The 21,360-nt window shown below is 62.2% G+C and carries 20 protein-coding genes; 10 read left to right on the forward strand and 10 right to left on the reverse strand.

Annotated elements, in window-relative coordinates; genetic code table 11:
* Positions 1-156 precede the first annotated feature (156 nt).
* Positions 157-2,763: a POTRA domain-containing protein gene (locus tag E7T06_RS14775; RefSeq protein WP_168733561.1), complete on the reverse strand. Its 2,607-nt coding sequence runs from the start codon at positions 2,761-2,763 to the stop codon at positions 157-159.
* Positions 2,764-3,213: 450 nt separating this feature from the next.
* Between E7T06_RS14775 and E7T06_RS14780 the strand changes: the two genes are divergently transcribed.
* The 5 genes from E7T06_RS14780 to E7T06_RS14800 all read left to right on the forward strand — a co-directional run bounded on the left by E7T06_RS14780 (position 3,214) and on the right by E7T06_RS14800 (position 7,296).
* Positions 3,214-3,852: a YggS family pyridoxal phosphate-dependent enzyme gene (locus tag E7T06_RS14780; protein ID WP_136366542.1), complete on the forward strand. Its 639-nt coding sequence runs from the start codon at positions 3,214-3,216 to the stop codon at positions 3,850-3,852.
* A 31-nt stretch (positions 3,853-3,883) separates the two neighbouring features.
* Entirely contained in the window at positions 3,884-4,633 is a 750-nt protein-coding gene (locus E7T06_RS14785) for a DivIVA domain-containing protein (protein WP_136366543.1), read from the forward strand.
* Positions 4,634-4,793: 160 nt separating this feature from the next.
* A complete protein-coding gene (locus E7T06_RS14790) occupies positions 4,794-5,291 on the forward strand; it encodes a winged helix-turn-helix domain-containing protein (RefSeq protein WP_136366544.1) in 498 nt (165 codons plus the stop codon).
* A 242-nt stretch (positions 5,292-5,533) separates the two neighbouring features.
* Entirely contained in the window at positions 5,534-5,854 is a 321-nt protein-coding gene (locus tag E7T06_RS14795) for a transposase (RefSeq protein ID WP_136366545.1), read from the forward strand.
* A 185-nt stretch (positions 5,855-6,039) separates the two neighbouring features.
* Entirely contained in the window at positions 6,040-7,296 is a 1,257-nt protein-coding gene (locus E7T06_RS14800; RefSeq protein ID WP_136366546.1) for a cytochrome P450, read from the forward strand.
* Here the strand turns inward: E7T06_RS14800 and E7T06_RS14805 are convergent.
* Genes E7T06_RS14805 through E7T06_RS14815 form a run of 3 tightly spaced genes read right to left on the reverse strand, consistent with a single transcriptional unit; the run spans position 7,256 to position 9,004 of the window.
* Complete coding sequence (locus tag E7T06_RS14805) at positions 7,256-7,972, reverse strand: hypothetical protein (protein WP_136366547.1); 717 nt, start codon at positions 7,970-7,972, stop codon at positions 7,256-7,258. The genes E7T06_RS14800 and E7T06_RS14805 overlap by 41 nt on opposite strands.
* On the reverse strand, positions 7,969-8,763 hold the full coding sequence (locus tag E7T06_RS14810) for an alpha/beta hydrolase-fold protein (protein WP_136366548.1): 795 nt from the start codon (positions 8,761-8,763) through the stop codon (positions 7,969-7,971). Before E7T06_RS14810 ends, E7T06_RS14805 begins: the two co-directional genes overlap by 4 nt.
* Before the next feature lie 37 nt (positions 8,764-8,800).
* Positions 8,801-9,004, reverse strand: a complete 204-nt coding sequence (locus E7T06_RS14815; protein WP_136366549.1) for a helix-turn-helix domain-containing protein — start codon at positions 9,002-9,004, stop codon at positions 8,801-8,803.
* 324 nt (positions 9,005-9,328) lie between these two features.
* Here E7T06_RS14815 and E7T06_RS14820 point away from each other — a divergent pair, with 324 nt between their 5' ends.
* Positions 9,329-10,102 (forward strand): DUF554 domain-containing protein, encoded by a 774-nt coding sequence (locus E7T06_RS14820; protein ID WP_136366550.1) that lies wholly within the window; start codon positions 9,329-9,331, stop codon positions 10,100-10,102.
* A gap of 94 nt (positions 10,103-10,196) precedes the next feature.
* Here E7T06_RS14820 and E7T06_RS14825 read toward each other — a convergent pair whose 3' ends face one another.
* Positions 10,197-10,607, reverse strand: coding sequence for a hypothetical protein (locus E7T06_RS14825; protein WP_136366551.1), 411 nt, complete (start codon positions 10,605-10,607; stop codon positions 10,197-10,199).
* Positions 10,608-10,848: 241 nt separating this feature from the next.
* On the opposite strand from E7T06_RS14825, the gene E7T06_RS14830 reads away from it, so the two are divergent.
* The gene (locus tag E7T06_RS14830) at positions 10,849-12,147 is read left to right on the forward strand and encodes a DUF4384 domain-containing protein (protein ID WP_136366552.1); all 1,299 of its coding nucleotides are present in this window, start codon (positions 10,849-10,851) and stop codon (positions 12,145-12,147) included.
* A 334-nt stretch (positions 12,148-12,481) separates the two neighbouring features.
* Here the strand turns inward: E7T06_RS14830 and nspC are convergent, their stop codons facing one another.
* The 4 genes from nspC to E7T06_RS14850 all read right to left on the reverse strand — a co-directional run bounded on the left by nspC (position 12,482) and on the right by E7T06_RS14850 (position 15,974).
* Positions 12,482-13,687 (reverse strand): carboxynorspermidine decarboxylase, encoded by a 1,206-nt coding sequence (gene nspC, locus E7T06_RS14835; RefSeq protein ID WP_136366553.1) that lies wholly within the window; start codon positions 13,685-13,687, stop codon positions 12,482-12,484.
* Positions 13,688-13,776: 89 nt separating this feature from the next.
* Positions 13,777-14,502 carry a 2-phosphosulfolactate phosphatase gene (locus E7T06_RS14840; RefSeq protein WP_136366554.1) on the reverse strand — a complete coding sequence of 242 codons (726 nt, stop codon included), beginning with the start codon at positions 14,500-14,502 and terminating at the stop codon, positions 13,777-13,779.
* Entirely contained in the window at positions 14,499-15,185 is a 687-nt protein-coding gene (gene rpe, locus E7T06_RS14845) for a ribulose-phosphate 3-epimerase (protein ID WP_136366555.1), read from the reverse strand. The genes E7T06_RS14840 and rpe overlap by 4 nt, the downstream gene beginning before the upstream one ends.
* A gap of 126 nt (positions 15,186-15,311) precedes the next feature.
* A complete protein-coding gene (locus tag E7T06_RS14850; RefSeq protein ID WP_136366556.1) occupies positions 15,312-15,974 on the reverse strand; it encodes a YbhB/YbcL family Raf kinase inhibitor-like protein in 663 nt (220 codons plus the stop codon).
* Between the two features lie 245 nt (positions 15,975-16,219).
* Between E7T06_RS14850 and scpA the strand changes: the two genes are divergently transcribed.
* The 3 genes from scpA to meaB all read left to right on the forward strand — a co-directional run bounded on the left by scpA (position 16,220) and on the right by meaB (position 19,983).
* Positions 16,220-18,370 (forward strand): methylmalonyl-CoA mutase, encoded by a 2,151-nt coding sequence (gene scpA, locus E7T06_RS14855; RefSeq protein WP_136366557.1) that lies wholly within the window; start codon positions 16,220-16,222, stop codon positions 18,368-18,370.
* A 76-nt stretch (positions 18,371-18,446) separates the two neighbouring features.
* Positions 18,447-18,959, forward strand: coding sequence for a hypothetical protein (locus E7T06_RS14860; protein ID WP_136366558.1), 513 nt, complete (start codon positions 18,447-18,449; stop codon positions 18,957-18,959).
* Between the two features lie 55 nt (positions 18,960-19,014).
* Positions 19,015-19,983, forward strand: coding sequence for a methylmalonyl Co-A mutase-associated GTPase MeaB (gene meaB, locus E7T06_RS14865; RefSeq protein ID WP_136366559.1), 969 nt, complete (start codon positions 19,015-19,017; stop codon positions 19,981-19,983).
* 127 nt (positions 19,984-20,110) lie between these two features.
* Here the strand turns inward: meaB and E7T06_RS14870 are convergent, their stop codons facing one another.
* Positions 20,111-21,127 carry an SDR family NAD(P)-dependent oxidoreductase gene (locus tag E7T06_RS14870; RefSeq protein WP_136366560.1) on the reverse strand — a complete coding sequence of 339 codons (1,017 nt, stop codon included), beginning with the start codon at positions 21,125-21,127 and terminating at the stop codon, positions 20,111-20,113.
* Between the last annotated feature and the right edge of the window lie 233 nt (positions 21,128-21,360).

Consider the following 21,360-nt stretch of genomic DNA (forward strand, 5'->3'; position numbering starts at 1 on the left):
CACAAGCCGGAGCCTGTGCCTTTTGCGGTTGGAGTTGGAAGGTGAACCCCCCCGTTGCTTTCGCAACGCCCCCCCTTAGAGGGGAGGACTAAAAGCTGTTGCGCTCCCCTTGAGGGGGGCTGGCTGCAACGCAGACTGGGGGGTTCGCCCGGAAAATCAGAAGAAATTACCGATACGGAAGTAGAACTTGCCGTTGTTGCTCTGGGGGCTGTAACCGTAATCGAAGCGCAGGTTGGCGAGGCGTGCGCCGTTGAAGCCCACGTTGACCTGCACGCCCGCGCCGATGCCGTACTTCAAGCTGAAGGGTTCGCCCGTACTCCAAGCGTCGCCCGCATCGGCAAATACGACCCCGTATACGCCTTCCGTGATGGCGGTATTAAGGTTGAAATCATAGCGGTACTCACCGCTGGCCGTGAAGTAGTTGGTGCCGAATTCCGAGCTGTCGGCCAAGCCGCGAATCTGCTTGGAAGCAATCGGGGTGCTGCCGCCGCCCACCGAGAAGCCTGTGCCTGTCGGGGCGTTGCCAAACAGTGTTCCGGCATTGGCGCGTACAGCGAAGACCGAACGGGCCGCCTTCACGCCGTTGCCCTTGTCAATCGTGCCACCTACGCCGAAGTAGGTGCTGGCTCCGGTTTCGATGTCTGTCCAGTTCACCGGATTTTCGCCGGAGCGCCCGAAGGAGTAGGCGGGGTCGATATTGGCCCGCACGCCGCTACTGGGGAACTCGGGGTTGTTGGTGGTGTCGTAGCGCAGGCCCAAGTTCACGCGGGTAGTGAGGTTGGTGGGCGACAGCAGCGTTCCGGCCACAGGGTCGGAATAGGGGTCAGGAACAGGGGCAACCTCGTCTTTTTGTCGTGGCTCCAAAAAGTAGGTGCGGTAGTTCAGGCCTACACCCGCGCTGACGCCGAGCGCCTGAGTGATGCTGCGGCCCGCCGAGACGCTGAAGCCTGTGGTACGAACCGTGTAGTCCCGGCCAGTGTCGTAGCTCTTGGATTCCAGAGCAGGGTTGGACTTGTCTACCAACGTGTTGTTGCCCGCTACGCTGCTGCCCAGATTGGCCGACACGCTGGTGCGGTTGGTGCGGAAGTCGGCGAAGTCGAGGTCGAGCCAAGGAATCGTGTAAGACACGTTGCCCACGAGGTTTTGCCCGGCTTGGTTTTGCTGAGCGCCCGCCGAAATACTGAAGTTGTGGCCCAGTCCGAATACGTTGGGATTGCTGTAAGAGGCGTCGCCCGCCAAGCCTGAAACGGTGTCGTAGGCGAGGCCAAGGCTGACAGGAATGCCGCTGCTGGCTTCGGCCAACGTGAGGACATAGGTGATGTTTTCGGGCGTGGCAGGATCGCTGGTGGCCGATTCGCCCACAATGGAAACGTAGCCTAGGCGGCTGATGTTGCCCAGTGCGGCGCGGATTTCGGGGAGTGAGAAAGGACGGTTCACGGCGGGCAGTTCGCGCAGAATCACGCGGTCTTGAGTGCGCTGATTGCCCTGCCACTTCAGGTCATAGCCCACGATCTTCACTTCGCGGGTATTGAAGGTCAGCGTGCCGTTTTCAAAAGTTACGGCGTCACGGGTGCTGATTTCGTAGCCTGCCTTGCGGTAGGCGTCGCGCAGGGCGAGGAAATCCTGCTGGGCCAGTTGCGGGCTGTACACGTCGCCCACTTTGGTGCTGATGGCAGCCTGAAGCGTGGGGGTGGGAACCAGCGTATTGCCCGCAAACACGACGGCTTTTACAGGGCCGCTGGCGATATCGGCTGCCCCGAACAGCACAGTCACGCGGGAAGGATCGCTGGGATCGGGTTGCAGACCGAAGCCCACCGGCTTGCCCGTCTGGTTGGACAGGGTACGCACATCGGCCTGAATGCCCGCCAGCGTGAGGGGCTGGCCCACGCGAGACTGCAACGTGACTTTCGGGTCGCCCAAATCGCTGAGGTCAACGGCGGAGATACGGCCTTCCAGAGCGCGAATTTTCAGCACGCCGTTTTCTAGGCTGCTGCCCTGCACGTCTGCGCCAGCCTGCAAGTACCCGGCAGCGTCGTAGGCGGCCTGTAGCTGCTGAATGGCTGCAAAGTAAGCGGCAGGCGTGAACTTTTTGGCGTCGTAGAGGGGCTTGAAGATGTTGGTGACGGTGGCCGCAGGCAGCAGCGACACGTTTTCCACTTCTACCCGTGTAATGGGCGCGGTTTCGTCGACCACGAAGGTCAGGGCCACCGTGTTGTCGGCGTTCACCTTCTGGGTCACGCTGATGCTGGGCGCGAATGGGTAGCCTTCGGTGCTGTAGTTCTGGGCGAGGGCGTCTTTGGCCTGATCGAGCCGCTGAGAGTTCAGGGTTGCGCCGGGAGCCACGTTGAGCAGGTCGGCGACACTGGCTTTGAAACCGTCGGCGGGCAGGAAGGTCAGGCCGGTGGTGTCGACGGTAGAAATGGTGGGGTTGGGCGTAACGGTAATAGAGAGGGTGTCGCGCCCGCCCACGGTGCGGAGTTCGGCCACCGCAGACTTGAAATAGCCGGTTGCTACGACTTCCTGCTCTACTTGGCGCAAATTGACGCTGGACAAGGCCGCGCCGGGCTGGGTGGTCAGGGTGGCCCGCACAAAGTTGCCGAGCAGTTCGGTGGTGCCCGTGACGGTGATGTCCTGCACGGTTCCGGCCTGCTGTTGAGCGGGTGCAGTTTGGGCGGGTGTGGTGGCGGGAGCTTGTTGGGCCTGCGCCAGTGCCGGAGCAACCAGCAACATTGTCGTCACGGCAAGGGTCATGGGGTGTCGCATTCTTCTCCTAGTGTCGCACAGGCCCGCTAGAGTCCGCCCTATACAGTGAGAATCCTCTAAACATATGGCTCAGGGATAAATTTCACTGTAGCGGGCATCGGCCTGACGACGCACTGAGCTACACCTTCCCGGTTAGGCTGCTGAGAAGCGTGAAGATTCCTTGACTGGAAGATCAGGAACCGGGGCTGGTGCAGTCGCCGGGACAACGCAGGCTTGAGCAGGCCGCCCCGACAAGCCAGAATGCAAGTGTGAAACAAGTGAAGAACGGGTCTGAAACAGGTTCGAGGCGCATCTTAAAAAGCTTTAGCTCTTGTTCGGCTTCGAGCGACAAGCTATGACAATCAAGCGCTTTTACGTTTTGAGAGTCTTAAGTTGGGCTGGACACATGCCCACCACGCCTTTCCCACTCACCGAACGCTGTACGCCCCCCTTGCATTTGGCGGGTAGAGAATGAGCGTGCCAGAAGTGCTGGCCCACTTGCGGGCGCTGGAAACCGAAACGGGGCGGCCCTCCGGCAGCGTGCGCCTTGTGGCCGTCACCAAAGGCCAGCCGATAGAAGCCATTCGGGAACGGGTGCTGGCGTATGGAGAACATGCACTGGGAGAAGGCCGCGCCCAAGAACTGCGGGACAAGGCGGCGCTGATGACCGACGCCGACATCGAATGGCACTCCATAGGAACCTTGCAGCGCAACAAAATTAAGTACCTGAAACCCGTGACGCTGGTACACGGCATAGAGGAAGTCTGGCAGGCCGAAGCCATCGCGCAAGCGGCGGAAGGCTGGGGCCGCGCTCCCGATCTGTTATTGCAGCTTCATAACGGAGAGGAACAAAAACACGGGGTCAGGCCAGAGCAACTGAGCGCCGTCTACCATCAGGTGATGCAGACTGGACTGAAGGTGCGCGGCCTGATGGTGATGGCCCCGGACGACGCCGACGAGGAGGCAACCTTGCGCCTGTTTGAAGACACGGCCCGCCGCGCCCATGACCTCGGTCTGCCGGAACTCAGCATGGGCATGAGCGACGATTATCCGTTGGCCGTGCGGGCCGGAGCCACATTGGTTCGGGTGGGCAGGCGGTTATTTCTATGACAGGTTTAGTCTCTATGATGAGGCTACACCTATGAAACTTTCACCCCTCGATATCCGTCACCATGAGTTTCCGGGCAAGTTCGGAGGCTATGACCGCCTGAGCGTGCGCCAGTTCTTGACCGATGTGGCCGAGGAACTCGAAGGCGTGTTGCAGGAGCGCCAAGCCATGCAGGAGCGCACGCAGGAGCTGGAACGCCGCATAGAGGAACTGAAGACCCAAGAAGACGAAATTCGCCGGACGTTGGTGGCCGCCGAACGCATGGGCCACGATCTGCGCGAAACGGCGTCGCGTGAAAGTGAAGTCATTTTAGCGCAGGCCAACGTGTTCAGAGACGCCATCCACAACGACGCGCAGGCCCGCAGCACCGAATTGGAAGCCGCCCACCAAAGCCGCATCAGTGCGCTGGAACTGGCCTTCCGGGGCCGCTTTGCCGACCTAGAGCGGGAGCAGCACCAACTGATTCTGGAACGCGAGCGGGCGCAGGCCGAACGAATGGCCGAACTGGAACGCACTTTTTCGGATCGGCACAGCGACCTGACGGCGCGGCTGGCAAGTGCTCGGCAGGAATACGCCCAGTTTCTCAGCGGCTACCGCGCCCTCGTCTCGTCGTTCGGGGAACTCTCGGCCCGCCACATCCTGCCCGAAGAATCGACCCCGCTGGAGCGCCCGCTGCTGCCCACGACACCGCTGCCGACGATTGAACCGGGTCTGCCCGAATTGCCCGCCGGCACACCGGAAGCGCATGAGCCGCCGCGCATCGAGGAGCAGCAGTTTTTGTAGAGCCATTGAGTGAGAAGGGCGTCTAAGGGTCTAGGGTCTGAGGGTCTAAGGAGGGTAATCGCTGGCGCTCATTCACCCCCTCTGCTGCGCAGCTCTGCGAGTCCCAACCTCCCCCCTCAAGGGTGATACGGACTCCGAATAGAGACGCCATACTGGGAAGATGAACAAGTTCTATTCTCCGGTAGAGTTTCAGCATCAAGCTGAGGAGTTTTGGGCGATTTACCGCGTGAGTACCTCTGCCGTCGAGCGACGACGAGCGCAATTTTTTGCGCTGCTGGCCGAAGGTCGAAGTGAGGGTGATGTCATGGACATCACCCGATACGCTGTGCGCTCAGCTCGATACGTGATTGAGCGCTACCACCGACTCGGTTTGGACGGGTTAAAGGATGGACGACGAGACAATCAAGGGGCACCGCGCGTCTTGACCGCCGAGGAACAGCAAGTCCTTGCAGCTCAGTTGCATGCGGATTTCGAACGGGGCGTGGTCTGGGAAGGCAAGCGGCTTCAGGAGTGGATTAGGGAGCAGTTTGGCAAAGAGGTGTATCTGGGCCGCACGTATGAATTCATGCGTGCGGCCGGGTTCACTCCCCAGAAACCCCGTCCACAGCATGTCAAAGGCGATCCAGCCGCCAAAGAGGCGTTCAAAACAAAGAGCTAGGGGAGGCGCTCCGCCAGGCGGAGCGTCTCCACCCTCGCGTGTCGCTGTGGGCGATGGATGAACATCGTCTGGGCCTTAAGCCCATTCTCCAAAAAGCATGGGCACCGACCGGGCAACCGTTCATTTGCCCAGTTCATCCCCGCTATGAATGGCTCTACATCTATGCCTTTGTCAACCCAGAGACCGGTGAAAGTCGCTTCTGGATTGTTCCCACGCTCAATCAACAGGCGTAGAGGGTCGTGATGGCTGCTTTTGCTCGCAGTGTCGAGGCGGGGCCAGCTCATCACGTGCTCGTCGTCGAAGACAACGGCGGCTTTCATGTCCCTGCATCGCAGGGACATCCACCAGGCATTGAGATCGTGCGTTTGCCCCCCTATGCCCCAGAACTGCAACCCGTGGAGCGCGTCTGGCAACTTACCGATGCCACCATCGCCAATACCTGCCCAGAGAACCTTGATGCCTTGGAAACAGTGGTGGGTCAGCAGTGTGCTTGGCTGGAAACACAACCGGACCTGATCACCCAGCACACCCTCGTTCACTGGTGGCCCTTGTGTCAGAATTAATCGGAATCTGTATGAGGGAGCAACATAAGGTTTTTTGCCCTTGCTGTTGGCCCTCGCCCCTTGCGGGAGAGGGGCGCTGTGAATACAGCGGGGTGAGGGGGCAATTCAGCAACCGAACCCGCCCCAACACCTTAGACCTTTGACCCACCCCCGTAGCCCCTCCCACACCCGCTACCCTGACACCCATGCCCCTGCCCACCTTGGCACTCCCGCTGACCGCCCCCGAATTCGTGCGCGACCCCTACCCCCTGCTGGCCGAGGTGCGCGAGCAGACACCCGCCTTCCGTGACCCGCACCTGAACCGCGTGTTCCTGACCCGGCACTCCGACATTTCGGCGGTGCTGAGGGACAAACGCTTTGGCCGCAGCGTGCTGCACCGCTATTCCCGCGACGAATTGGGCTGGCCCTTGCCCGATCCCAAGCAGGCGAATTTTGACGCCTTTAATGGGAATCATATGCTGGACAGCGAAGGTGAAAAACATGCCCGCCTGCGCTCGTTGGTGGGGATGGCTTTTACTCCCCGGCGTGTGGAAAGCCTGACGGGGCGCATAGAAACGCTACTGGCCGCGCAACTGGAAGGACTGCGGGAAGGCGGGGCATTCGATTTGGTGTCGGCCTATGCCGAGCCGCTGCCCGTGACCGTGATTGCTGAACTCTTGGGTGTGCCGGAAGCGGAGCGCGGCAGCCTCCGCCCTTGGTCTGCGGCCATCGTGCGGCTGTACGAACCCACCCACACGCCGGAAGATCAGGCGGGGGCAGAGCGGGCCGTGCTGGAATTCGGGGCTTTGCTGCGGGATTTGGCCGCCCAGCGCCGCCGCAACCCGCAAGACGACCTGATTACGGCGCTGGTGCAGGCCGAACAAGACGGTGACCGCCTGACCGAGCAAGAACTGATCGACACCTGCATTTTGCTCCTGAACGCGGGCCACGAAGCCAGTGTGAACGGCCTCTCGGCGGGCGTGCTGGCGCTGATGCGGGACTTGGAGGCGGGGGGCCAATGGTGGCAAACGCTGGTGCAGGCCGCCCCACACGCGGAAAGCCTCCCTCTCTTCCGGCGGTCCATAGAAGAATTGTTGCGTTATGACACGCCGCTTCCCATGTTCGAGCGGTTCGCACTAGAAGACACCGTGCTGCACGGCGAATCTCTGAAAGCGGGCGACAAGGTGGCGCTGCTGTACGCCAGCGGCAACCGCGACCCCCGCCGCTTTGATGCCCCCGATGCTCTGAACCTGAACCGCGACCCCAACCCGCACCTGACCTTTGGGCTGGGCAGCCACTATTGTTTGGGTGCGCCGCTGGCCCGCCTAGAACTGGCACTGAGCCTGCGTGCGCTGTGCCGCGCCTTACCAGGGCTGCACTTGGCCGATGCTGCTGTGCCTGCCGAATACGTAGGTGGGTTCGTTATTCGTGGTCTGGCGCGGTTGGATGTGGCGGCAGAATAAACGGCAAAAGCCAACGCTCGTCTAATTCTCCGGCTGAGGCTTCGGCATAGGCCTGTTCTGATTGACCGAGGGCGAGGAGCGCTACCACACGGGCTGGGCTGCGCAGCGCAGCCCAGCCCAAAGCTTTCTCAGCGGTGCGGCGGGCTTTTTCGGCTCCGCCAACTGCGGCTTGAACGTGCGCCAACACTGCCAACAAGTGCGCGTCGGCGGCCTCGCCTGCCATTTCTGCCACCTTGAGGCCCTCAGCCAATGTGCGCAGGGCGGCGCGGGGGTCGGTGGGCAGCAGGAGTTCTCCCAGCAAGGTGGCAGCGGCAGTGAGAGCGGCAGCGTCGCCCTCCGCACGGGCTAGGGCGCGGGCATGGGTAGCCTGTGGCATGGCTTGTGCACCGGATTCTAGAGCCAGAAACCGGGCCAGAAGCAATGCTACACGCGGTGAATCGGGCAGTGGGGCGAGAGTTTGGCGGGCCGTTTCAGTGTGACCCAATCGCAGCAAGGCCGCCGCACGGGTCAAAGAATCTGTGGCCCACTGCACTGCCAAACTGGGCCGCCCCAAGTGCAGCGCAAGCACCGCGCAGGCTTGGGCTTCGGCTGGTGTGGGCTGTAAACCGCACAAGAGAGCCAACGCCGCCACATCATCACCCGCACTCACGGCGGCTTGCAGGGCTGCAAGCGTCATGCTTCTTCCCCCTTGGCCTCTCCCCCATTCGCATAAGTCCAGAACTCGTCCAGCACGGCAGGAAGGTGAGCAGCCCAAGTTTTCTCGTGGTGAATTCCGCCGGGAAGAATGCTCAGTGTGGCCTGTGCCCCAGCTTGCACCAAAGCCGCGTGTAGGGCGCGGGTCTCGGCCACTTGCTCGGCGCTGCCTTCCTGCGCCCGGCCTTCCTGGTCACCTGTGCTGACGGCGTAGTGCTGATCTAAAGGCAGGGAAATCGCGGCTACATCACGCAATACGGCGCGGTCTGCCCACCACATACTGGGCGACAGCACGCCCAAAAAGCCGAATGTTTCCGGTTGCTGCATCCCGCCGTACAGCGCCAGCAATCCGCCTAAGCTGCTGCCAATGAACGCCGTGCCAGCCGCATCGGTTCGGGTGCCGTAGCGGGAATCGATCAGGGGTTTAAGGGTGTGGGTCAGGCAAGCCAATGTGGCTGCACCGTCTCCCCCGCCGTGTTCCGGGTCAGGCTGCATGGTGTACTCAGCGATGCGGTCTGGGCCGTGTGGGACGGCCACCAATACCATTCGCTTGCCCTGACTCGCCAGCGCCGAGGCTGCCTGTGCCGCCTTCCAAGACCCCGGCCAGCCCCGCTCCGGGATGTCTTCGTCTCGCAAAAACACATTTTGACCGTCTAGCATGTAAGCGACAGGCAACCGCTCGGACGGCTGGAAATCGGGTGGCGTCCAGATCAGGGGGGCAGGAAAATTGCCATCGCCTAAAGGCAACAGTTCTGGCACAAAGTGGGGCGGCATCTCCGGGTCAGAATAGCCGCCGTGTGTGCCTTGATTCTTAGGCGCTGAGGGCCAAATCCAGTCCGAGGAACCGCCAGAGGGCGCGGCGAGACACGCGCAGACCGCTGGGATGCTCTAACGCCACCAATCGTCCATCCCGAATCCAGCGGCGCACAGTGCGCTCGTGGGTACTCGTAAAATCGGCCACTTCACTGATCTTCAGGAGCTTGGGCAGGTTTTCGAACTGGTTAGAGAGAGTCAAGGTACGCCTCCAAAAAGCAGGCGGGGCCACCCAGAGGCAGCCCCGCACAACGATGTATGAATTTGATTTCCTGCACGCCTATTTCACTGGACTCGGCAGCCCCACCAAAAGGGCCAGCCGCGCCGCCTGCACTCCAACCGCCGCCCGTAGAGGGTGCAGTGGCCTTAGGCCCAAGCTGACGAACAGAGAACCGTTTCAACTTGCGGGAACTTTACCACAGGCCATGTCAGGGCCGCGTCAATGTTCAGTGAATTTAAAGGACACCCTCAATGGGGGCATCGGCGCTCGGTTGCCTGCCAAACAAATGCTCTACAGTGCAGCCGAATGTCTCTTTTTACTCAACTGTCGGGCACGTTTATCAATGTGGGTGCGGTGCTGCTGGGCACGCTGTTGGGGCTGCTGTTGGGGGGCCGCCTGCCCGAACGCACCCAGCGCACGCTACTGCAAACGCTGAGTCTGGTCACGCTCTTTATCGCGCTGGACATGGCGAGCAGCCTGAACCGGGTCACGGGTGGGGCCGCGCCGGGCGTCATTCTGGCCCTGATCAGCCTCGCGGTGGGCGCGGTTGTGGGCGAAGCACTGGGGATAGAAGAGCGGCTGGCACAGTTGGGAGACACCCTGAAACGCAGATTTAAGGGCGGCGGGCGCTTTACCGAAGGCTTCGTGGCGGCCAGCCTGCTGTTTTGCATCGGCCCGATGACGGTGGTGGGCGGCCTGCAAAACGGCTTGACGGGCGACAATTCCACCTATGTCCTCAAAAGCACGCTGGACGGCATCGCGGCGCTGGCTCTGGCAGGCGCCTACGGCATCGGCGTAGGTTTCTCGGCCATCACGGTACTGCTGCTTCAGGGCGGGATCAGCCTTGCTGCGGGCGGATTTGCCGCCGGACTACTGGGCGGGGCCAGCCCGGAGATTCTGAAAACCAATCCATACGTGTTGCTGATTACGGGCGCGGGCGGCTTGATGATCGCGGGCATTTCTTGGAACCTGATGCTGGCCGGGCTGGGCTGGGAAGACCGCCGCGTGCGTGTGGGAAGCATGTTACCCGCACTGCTGATTGCGCCGTTGGTGCTGTGGCTGGCAACTCGGCTGGGGTGAGGATTTGGAGTGGGCAAGGGGCGTCTCAGGGTCTGAGAGGGGCTTGCAACTTAACGTCAAACCGTCTCACCACAAATAATTTCGCTCCTTCCCCCTACCGTGCTGCCCCTACTTGTGCACTCCACCACGTCTTGACCCAGCCGCGAAAGTCGGTGTATTTGCCCGCTAGACTCAGGCGCACTTTGCGGTCTTTTTCGGCTGATAGGCGGGCGATTTTGGCGTTCAGGGCGGTGGCCTCGTCTCGCCCGAAGACTTGGCGGCCTGCTTGGGCATAAGCCGCCTCACTACGGGCCAAGCGGCGAAGTTCGGCGGTTTGGGCGGGAGTCAGGCGCAGGTCTTGAATCAGGCGTTGCCCATCGGCGCGGCCCGAGGGCAGAGAAAACAGGCGCGTGAGAACAGCGCTGCTGGGCCATGGATCGGCGGCTTGGGGCGCTGCGGCAGAGGCAAGGGGCAGACTGAGCGCCCAAGCCAGAGACAGAGCCAGAAAGGATCGGGTTCGGTTCATTGCAGCAGCCTAACCGCCGTTCATGTTGCGCTTCAACGTCCCGGATGTGCACGCCGTCACGTTTGAATCAGGCCCGTCTCATGTGGCGGCCACATGGAGGAAATGTCCTTGAGATCACGTTCATAGGCGGCTAGCACACCGTTTAGAGTCGCCGGGGGTCAGTGCTTCGTCAGGTTCGCGCCCTACCTTGACTCCACCAGAAGGCCAACCCTTAGCCCCAATTCATTACGGAGGTTCCCCCATGAACACCAAAACCATGACCATGATGACCCTACTGCTCGGCCTCGGCGCGGCTACCGTTGCGAGCGCCAGCCCCGCCAAAATTAGCGCCCAGAGCATCATCGTGAACCCGGTGGAAACCAAGCTGAATGTACAAGTGTGGGTGAACAAAGACGCCAGCGGCAACCAAAATCCGGTGTACCGCAAGGGCGAAAAAGTCAGCGTGGGCCTGAAAACCAATGGCGACGCTTACGTGTATCTGTTCAACGTGAACGCCAACGGCCAGATCGACCTGTTTTTCCCCAACAATTACGAAGAAAGCAACTTCGTGCAGGCGGGCGTGACGCGGGTGTTTCCGGCGCAGGCCGCCAAATACACCCTGACGGTGGCTGGCCCCAACGGACAAGACCGCCTGTTGGCCCTTGCCAGCAAGAAAGAGCTGAACTTAGACGATGTAGCCCGCTTCGTGGGTGATGAAGGCTTTGCACAGGTGCGTCTGCAGGGGCAGGAAAACTTGGCCCGCGCCCTGAGCATCGTGGTGAACCCGCTGCCCGCCGATGCATGGGTGACGGACGTGGCAACCTTCCGGGTAGGTGCAGGCGGGCAAGGCGGCAACGGACAAACGGGCGGCACTGGCACGACGGGCGGCGCAACCGGAACCGTAACAGTCACGCCGGGAACGGGCACGACGCCACAACCCAACCCCCAGCCCGCACCCCAACCCACGCCTCAGCCCCAGCCCCAGCCCACCGCAAAAATTCAGCCCGGGCAGAAGCAGGACGGCTCCTTCGATCAGGCGATGGTGGAAGCCTATGACCGCCTGAAGGGCAGCGAGTCTTTGGGCAACGCGACGACTTACGCTGTGCCTTGGGCTGACGGCTTGTGGCAAAAATTTAACGGTGTGGGCGCATACGGCGACGCTGCCCTTCTGCACGCCAACGGCAGCAGCCGCTCTTACTCGGTGCATGGCCGCCTGCTGGAACGCTACATGGCATTGGCACAGGCAGAAAACGGCGCGACCCGCCCGCCCACGCGCCTCGGCTGGGCCGCTGGCGACGAAAAAGTCATTCCGCGCAACACTTACGGTACCAGCGGCCTCTACGGATTCTTCCAAAGCGGCGCGCTGTACAGCACCGAAAAATACGGCACCTTCTGGCTGGTCGGTAGCGTCCTGAAAACCTATCAGGGCCTCGGCGGCAGCGGCTCTTTCCTCGGCTTCCCCACCCGTGACCAGTACCTCATCGGCGGCGCGTGGGCAGCAGACTTCGAGGGCGGCACCATTCGCACGGTGAACGGTGCGGTGAAGGTCTACCGCAAATAAGGCATTCCGGGCTGAAGTGCAAGCTGCATAGCCTTTAGCCCGACTGATCGCAAAAAGTACCCTCCCCTGCACTCTCCCGGAACCGGGCAGGACTGACGGCCAACATTATAGACTCGGCGTCCCCTGCTCGGCCTCTTTTCTCCCGTTTTTCTGGTGGCACCCTCCGCATCAGAACGGGTCTGAATGACGGCGCTGGCGCGGGCTGAACACCCCGCCTCGGCACAGGCAAACCGCCCATCCCCAGCAGTAAAAATAAGAGCGTTGAGATCAGAAACGCGCCCGCACCGGAAGTGGTGTCGGGCGCGCTTCTGTGATTTCCGAACAAGCCAAAGCTTTAGCTCAGCTTCGCCTTAAATTCCTCGTAGCCGAAGCTCTTGACCACTTCGTAGCGCCCACCTTCCCGCAGGATGCCGATGTCGGGGTGCTTGACGCCGTTGAAGAATGACGTTTTGACCATCGTGTAGTGAATCATATCGTCGAACACCACGCGGTCACCCACCTTCAGCGTCTGCGGGAAGGCGTATTCCCCGATCACGTCGCCCGCCAAGCAAGTCGTGCCGCCGATGATGTATTCCTGCCCAAAATCGCCCGGATCGCCTGCACCCAGAATGCGGGGGCGGTAGGGCATTTCCAGCACATCGGGCATATGGGCACTGACCGAAATATCGAGCAATGCAGCCTGTTTCACGTTCCGCACTACGTCCAGCACGCTGCTGACCAGCCAGCCGGTTTGCCAGCCGAAGGCGCTGCCGGGTTCCAGAATCACGTGCAGGCCATAGCGTTCACGGAAGCTGCGAATCACGCGGATCAGGCGGGGAATGTCGTAGCCTTCGCGGGTCATCAGGTGGCCGCCGCCAAAGTTGACCCATTTCATGCGCGGCAGGAATTCGCCAAACTTTTCCTCGAAGGCTTCCAGCGTGCGCTCTAGCGTGCCAGAGTCGTTTTCGCAGAGGCTATGAAAATGCAGGCCGTCCACGCCGTCCAGCAAGTCTTCGCGGAACTCGCGGCGCGTGACGCCTAAGCGTGAAAAGGGGCCAGCCGGGTTGTACAAATCGGTTTCGACTTCGCCGTATTCGTGATTCACGCGGATGCCCACATGCACGACTTGTCCGGCGGCGCGGGCGGCCTGCACCTGCGGCCTAAAGCGCTCCCACTGCGAAAAGGAATTGAACACCAGATGATCGGCCAGCGCCAGAATCTGCGGGAATTCGCTGTCGCTGTAGGCGGGCGCGTACACATGCACCTCGCCCTTCATTTCCTCGCTCGCCAACCGCGCTTCATTGAGGCTGCTAGCAGTAGCCCCGGTGATGCCGTATTCGCGCAGCATCGGGAAGGCGCTCCACATGGAAAAACCCTTGAAGGCCACGATGATCTGTGCGCCGCTTTCCTGCTGCACCCGCGAAATCAGGGCCAAGTTGCGCCGCAGCCTCAATTCGTCCAGCACGAAGGCGGGGCTGGGAATGGCCGCCCAATCCACGGATTCTATGGGCGTCACGTCGGGCAGGGCAAAGGGCAGGGAGAGGGAATCTGAGGCCGTCATGGGGAACAGGGTAGCGGGTCTGGGGGCGGGGAAGGGTCAGCAGGCCCTCAGTCCTCTTTAGCCCGTGACAAGGTTCAGTCCAACACAGTTCAGCCCGCCACGAACCGCAGCGCACCAGCCACGTCGCTGCTGTCGGCCAATGTGGGCACCAGTGTACTGGTACTCAGTTGCGCGGCGTAGCGCACGTCTTCGCCTAAGCCGAGGCTGGCGAGCCGCGCCCCGTGTCCGGCACTGCCTAGCGCCTCTATCGGGTTTCCGGCGTTGCGGCGCATAGTCAGGGCGATGCGTGCGCCGTCGTCGATGGTAAATTCGCCCATTGCCAACAGATATTCGGCCAGCACACCCGCTGCGTATACGTCTTCTAGGCTCACGCGCTCATCGGTTCCGGCGCATACCAGCGCAATTTCCTCGGTGGCAATGGCGCGGGCGCGGCGGGCGGCGGCGTGGGCATTGGTGAGGGCCGCCAACAAGATGTGCTTGCCCGTTTGCGCGGCGATGTGGGCGGCTCCGGTGCCGTTGGTGGTATTCATGACTACCGTTTTGCCCGTGAAGTTTTGGGCGGCGGCTTCCACGGGACTGTTGCCGAAATCGAAACCGGGAATAGGCAAGCCGCCGCGTTCGCCGCCCAAGAGCAGGCCAGAATCTGCCTGTTCAGAGCGCAGGCCCAGCGCCACTTCGGGAGAAGAAGTGAGCAGCAGGGCGTCTGCACCGCGCTCTAGGTACGCGACGGCAGTGGTGGTGGCCCGCAGCACATCAATCACCAGCACCACATCGGGGTAATTGCCATGTGGCAGCAGGTCAACGCGCAGCCTCATACGAGCGCCGCCCGTAACCGCTGGAGGCCCGCCGCGCCGCCGTCTGGCCCAAACACGGCGCTTCCGGCCACCAGCACGGTTGCGCCCGCATCGGCTAGGGCGCGTGCATTGGCCGGGGTCACGCCGCCGTCCACTTCTATTTCGGCGCTGCTGCCCAGTTCATCCAGCCAGCGGCGCAAGGTTCGCACCCGGTCTAGGCTGGCTGGAAGGAACTTTTGGCCGCCAAAGCCGGGGTTCACGCTCATGACCAGTACCAGATCCACGTCGGCCAGCACGGGACGCACGGCCTCCAGCGGCGTGCCGGGGTTGAGGGTCACGCCCGCCCGCTTGCCCAGTTCGCGGATAGATTGCACAGCGCGGTGAATGTGCTGGGTGGCCTCCACATGCACCGTGATTCCGTCGGCCCCCGCCTCGGCAAAGTCTCGCAGATAGCGTTCAGGACGCTCGATCATCAGGTGAACATCCATAAAGAGGGAACTGGCCCGACGCGCCGCCGCCAAAATTGGCAGGCCGAAGCTGATGTTGGGCACGAATGTGCCGTCCATCACGTCCACATGCGCGTAATCGGCTCCGGCAATAGCCTGCAACTCCTCGCCCAGCCGCGCAAAATCGCAGGAGAGGATGCTGGGGGCCAGCTTAACGGCATGGGGAAGAATAGGATCAGATTGGGCGGGAACACTCACGCCGCCTAGTCTAACATTCCTCACGTTGTTGGGGAACAGAACGGCCAGTCGGAGTTAGATTGGGGCAGAATATTACGGCGAAAAGTGGCCCCTTCACTTCACTGAAGGGGCTAAAATTAACCGGATTTAGCGGCTGTAGAACGCAGTGAGATTGGCTTTGGCCAGCGTAATTCCGTTCAGGTTGAACCCGAGGAAGGCGGGGCTGGCGGTGGCGGGCACATCCAGCGTTTTGCTAAGGGCGTAGAGCGTGAAGACGTAACGGTGGGGCGCGTCGCCTACTGGTGGGCAGGCTCCCACGAAACCGGGTGCGCCGCCGTCGTGGTTCAGTTGCAAGGCTCCGGCGGGCAGCGTGCCGCCCGTGTTGCCTGCACCCGCCGCGAGTCCGGTGGCGGTGGCGGGAATGTTGTACACGCTCCAGTGCCAAAAGCCGCTGCCAGTGGGCGCGTCGGGATCATACTTGGTCAGCACGAGGCTCTGCGTTCCGGCGGGCACACCCGTCCAGTTCAGCGCGGGGCTGGTATTGGGGCCAGTACAGCCAAAGCCGTTGGCGACATGCTCGCCGGGATACACGCCGCCGTTGGTAAAAGTAGGGCTGGTCAGGGTCAGGCCATTAGCGACAGCGGTGGGGCTGGGTTGAGCAACCGTGAGGCGCTGCGAGATATTCAGGCCCGCATTCACATCGGTAGCGGGCGCGGGCTTGGTGGTGGGCGTGCCCATCATGGAGGGGGCGCAACTGGCAAGGCTCAGAGAAACGGTGGCAAGGGCGGCGAAACGCAGAGAATTGAACATAGGAAAACCTCCGAAGTGGGCAGTCAGGCGGGCAGTTCATCCTGATGACGAAGCCGAGTGCCCGATCAAATCGTTTGACATTAAGTGTTGAATTGTGCGCGGCGGCTTGGTGCGATCCCACAATATGAATGTTTGGCTAATGCGCGGGGCGGCTTCTCCCCTGCCCCGCGCCCCAGCCCCGTACTTTTGCCCAAACGCCCGTTAGGGTTCGCGTGGCATCATGTCGGCATACGGAGGCATCCACCATGACCACCCCCACTGACATCACCGCCGACCTGAGCGCGTGGAAGGCCTTGGCCCGCAAAGATTTGCGCGGCGCAGATCCAGAAACGCTGAACCGCACCACCGCCGAAGGACTGGTTCTCAAACCGCTGTATACGCGGGCCGACTTGCCGCCGCAGGCCGACACTTTGCCCGGACTCCCGCCCTACACGCGTGGCCCCCGCGCCACCATGTATGCGCAGCGCCCGTGGACGATTCGGCAGTACGCCGGGTTTTCTACCGCCGAGGAATCCAACGCTTTTTACCGCCGCAACCTCGCCGCCGGACAAAAAGGCCTGAGCGTGGCCTTCGACTTGGCGACCCACCGGGGCTACGACTCCGACCATGCGCGGGTGGTGGGCGACGTGGGCAAGGCGGGCGTGGCCATCGACAGCGTGGAAGACATGAAGATTCTCTTTGACGGCATTCCGCTAGACGAAATGTCGGTGAGTATGACCATGAACGGGGCTGTATTGCCTGTGCTGGCCGCTTTTATCGTAGCGGGTGAAGAACAGGGCGTGCCGCGTGCCCAGTTGTCGGGCACCATTCAAAACGACATCCTCAAAGAGTTTATGGTGCGCAATACCTACATTTATCCGCCCACGCCCAGTATGCGAATCGTGGCCGACATCATCGCATTTACGGCCCGCGAGATGCCCAAATTCAACTCGATTTCCATCAGTGGCTACCACTTGCAAGAAGCGGGCGCAAATGCCGCGCTGGAACTGGCCTACACGCTGGCCGATGGGCTGGAATACGTGCGGGCGGCCCTAGCAAAAGGGCTGGATGTAGACGAATTCGCGCCGCGCCTGAGCTTCTTTTTTGCGATTGGCATGAATTTTTATGTCGAAGTGGCCAAACTCCGGGCCGCCCGCCTGCTCTGGGATGAAATCATGGCCGGATTTGCCCCCAAAAATCCGATGAGCCGCGCTCTGCGAACCCACTGCCAAACCAGCGGCTGGAGCCTCAGCGAGCAAGACCCCTACAACAACGTGGTGCGGACGACGATAGAGGCGATGGCGGCGGTGTTTGGCGGCACGCAGAGCCTGCACACCAACGCCTTTGACGAAGCGATTGGCCTGCCCACCGACTTCAGCGCCCGCATTGCCCGCAATACGCAACTGGTGCTGCAAGAGGAAACCGGCATTCCAGACGTGGTTGACCCTTGGGGCGGCTCCTACCTGATGGAGCGCCTGACCGTAGATTTGGCCGATAAAGCGCGGGAACTGATGCGCGAAGTGGAAGAGTTGGGCGGCATGGCAAAAGCCATTGAATCCGGCGTGCCCAAGCTGAGAATTGAGGAATCGGCGGCCCGCAAACAGGCCCGCATAGACCGGGGCGAAGACGTGATCGTGGGCGTGAACAAGTACCGTCCCAGCGAACCGACACCCGTAGACGTGCTGAACATAGACAATGCCGCCGTGAGGCTGTCTCAGATTGCGCGGCTGGAGCGGGTGCGGGCGCAGCGGGATGCGGGGCAGGTGCAGGCCGCGCTGGACGCACTGGAAGACGCCGCAAGAACTGGTGAGGGGAACTTACTGGCCCTGAGTGTGGCCGCGATGGAGGCACGCGCCACCGTAGGCGAGGTCAGTGACGCGCTGGAGCGGGTCTGGGGCCGCCACGCCGCCGAGGTTCGTACCTTGTCGGGCGTGTACGCGCAGGGCTACGCCGGAGATGAAGGCTTTGCCGCCCTGCAAGGCGAAATCGAAGCGTTTGCCGAAGCCGAAGGCCGCCGCCCCCGCATGCTGGTGGTCAAGATGGGCCAAGACGGCCATGACCGGGGCGCGAAGGTGATCGCCACGGGCTTTGCCGACTTGGGCTTCGACGTAGACGTTGGCCCGCTGTTTCAGACGCCGGAAGAGGCGGCGCGGCAAGCGATTGAAAACGACGTGCATGTGGTGGGCGTCAGTTCTCAGGCAGCGGGCCACCTCACCCTCATTCCGCACCTGATCGCCGCATTGAAGGCCGAGGGCGCGGCAGAAATCCAGGTGATCGCGGGCGGCGTGATTCCCCAACAAGATTACGCGGCGCTGCGGGCGGCGGGCGTGGCAGGCATCTTCGGCCCCGGCACCCCAATCCTGACCAGTGCGCGGGAAGTCTTGCGCCTGATTCGGGAGGCGGGGAGTGGGGTGTAGGTTGAGCTTCCCCGAGCTAAACCCACCATCAGCCATGTTCAGCCTTTCCCTCACCAGCGCGGGATAAAACCAGAGCATGACCCGCCCCTTTGCGTTCACGCTGACGGCTTGCCTCACTGCTGCCGTTGCCCATGCGGCCACGACACCAACCCAAACGGCTCCGACTCCGGCCCAGAACGCGGCGCGGGTGGCGGTGGCCCGCGAAACGGCGCAGGTGCGGGCACTTCAGCGAAACGGCGGCCTGAAAGCAGTGAAGGTGACGGGAAGCTGTGCAGGACGCGACAATATTCCACTTCTGAAAGTCTGGGCCGACGCCAAAGGCACGCCGAGGCTGGTGCAATATCAACGGTTTTACCCGGACAATTCCCAGAGTTTTACGGGCTATTACGACGCGGCGGGGCGGCTGCGGTATGCCAAAGCCAGCGCCTCCGGGTTTATCGGCCTGCTGTACAACGTGACCACCGAATATGACGCGGCGGGCCGTCAGGTGGCCGAGTCCGGCACGCGCCGCCCCGGTTGGACTCAGGACTTGCTGCGGCTGCCGGGGCTGAATCCGGATTTACTGAAGCGGGGAATTTGCACTAGGTAACTATCACCGTTCGGCGCTGATTCCAGCCGTCCCACACGCTCTATACTCTGCCCCTATGCCGCCCGCTGCCCACCCCCTCACCGCGCCCTTGCTGGCCGGAAACCGCCGGGCGCTGGCGCAAGCGATTACGCTGGCCGAAAGCACCCGGCCTGACCATGAGGCGCAGGCGCAACAGCTTTTGGCCGAAGTCGCGGGGCAGGGAAAACAGACCGTGCGCGTGGGCCTGACCGGGGTTCCGGGCGTGGGCAAAAGCACTTTTATAGAGGCGCTGGGCGTGCAATTGGCCGATGCGGGCCACAGAGTGGCGGTGCTGGCCGTAGACCCCAGCAGCGCCCGCACCGGCGGCAGCATCATGGGCGACAAAACCCGGATGCCACGCCTGACCGTGCATCCCAATGCTTTTATCCGGCCCAGTCCCAGCGGCGGCACACTGGGCGGGGTCACGCGGCGCACGCGGGAAGCCCTGCTGCTGTGCGAGGCAGCGGGTTACGGCGTGGTGCTGGTGGAAACAGTAGGCGTGGGCCAATCCGAGACGCAGGTGGCCGCCATGACCGACCTGTTCGTGCTGCTGACCCTGCACGGCGCGGGCGACGAACTGCAAGGCATCAAGCGCGGCATTATGGAACTGGCCGACGTATGCGTGGTGAACAAGGCCGACACCGACCCCGCCGCCGCCAACCGTGCCCAATCGGAACTGACGGCGGCCCTGAGTTTGCTGACGCTTCATAGCGCCGTGTGGCAACCCCGTGTGCTGCAAGTTTCATCGGTATCCGGGGCAGGCGTAGGCAGCGTGTGGGAAGCAGTGCAGGCTTACACGGCTACGGTAGACATTCCGGCCAAACGCCGCACCCAGACCGCCGCGTGGTTCGACGAATTGCTGCGCGAAGTGGCGTGGCGGAGCTTTTTGGAGCGAACGGACTCGGCAGCGCTAGCGCGGTTGCGGGCTGAGGTTTTAGAGGGGAAATTGACGCCTGTGCAGGGGGTAAAGGCGCTGGGTGGTTTTGCTGCTAGCGTTGACGTGTGAACCCCCTAGTCTGCTTCGCAGCCAGTCCCCCTCAAGGGGAGCGCAACAGCACTTGTCCTCCTCTTGACGGGGGGCGCTGCGTGAGCAACGGGGGGTTCACCTTCCAACTTCGCCTAAAAATCCCCACCTACTCGTTAAATTCCGCCTCCGCCGCTCGCTTAATCGGATTCTTCTGAGTGATCTGGCTTTCGGCGTCTTTGCCCACAACTCCCCTATCACTCGGCGTGGGCCGGGGCAAAAAGCGGTTGCCCAGCGCCATCAGATCGGCGGTGAGTTGCGGGGCGATGGCATGCGCGGTTCGCAGCAGCACGGCGGGGCCACCGATCATGGCTTCGGCGTCGCCGCGCACGGTGGCGTTCACCATGCGGCGGGCGGCTTCCGGGGCGGCCATAGAAATCACGGGCAAGTTGTCCAGCGTGGCAAACAGGGCGTATTCGCGGGCGTGCTGACCCTTCACGGTGGCGTTGCGGGCGCTTCCGGTCTGCATCAGGCCGGGGCAAACGGTGGTCACGGTAATGCCTTCTTGCGCCAACTCTGCACGCAACACCTGCCCTAACCCCACCAACGCAAACTTGCTGACCGAGTACGGCGCGAGGTGAGGAATGCCCACCTTGCCGCCCACCGACGCAATTAGAAGCACTCGCCCCCGCACGGCCCGCAAGAGTGGCAGCGCAGCGCGGGTCATTTTCAGAGGGCCAAACGTATTGACTTCCATGATCTCGCGGAAATCGGCTTCGGTCATGTTCGCCAGCGGCCCAGTTTGAATAATGCCTGCCACGTTTGCCAGCACGTCCAGCCGTCCGTATTCGGCTTCGGTAGCGTCTAGGACGCGGGCAATGTCGGCGTCTATGGTCACATCTCCGGCTACGGTGAGGACTCGTGCGCCCCGGCCCCGCAGATCGGCGGCGGCCCGGTCAAGCTCTAAGGCGTCGCGGGCCATCAGGGTCAGGTGTGCGCCCCGTGCGGCGAATTCACGCCCCAGCGCCAGCCCCAGCCCCCGCGATCCGCCCGTAATCAGCACGGATTTGCCGGTCAGGTCTGCGGGCGTGTTCAGGGCGCGGCGGCCCACCAACGCGGCCAATCCCGCCACCAACAGCAAGCGCTTGGGCAAGAGTCGTGTCAGAGAAGTCTTCTTGCGGCTCATGCCCAGAGTTTGGCGTGCATAGGGTGGGAAAGGGCGGCACATGAGGGAAGTGCAAAGGCGGGATGGGAAACACAAAACGCGGGCCGCCCCTGTGATGGGATGGCCCGAATTTGGCAAATTTGGTTTGGGTTTTGTTGCTGTTGACAGGATGTTGGGGAGATTGAGTTGGAAGGTGAACCAGGGCTACCGCAAAGTCAGGGCTAGGATGAAGCGTGGCTTTTCCTCACCCCAAC

The organism is Deinococcus sp. Arct2-2, assembly GCF_004801315.1.
Classification (GTDB): Bacteria; Deinococcota; Deinococci; order Deinococcales; family Deinococcaceae; genus Deinococcus.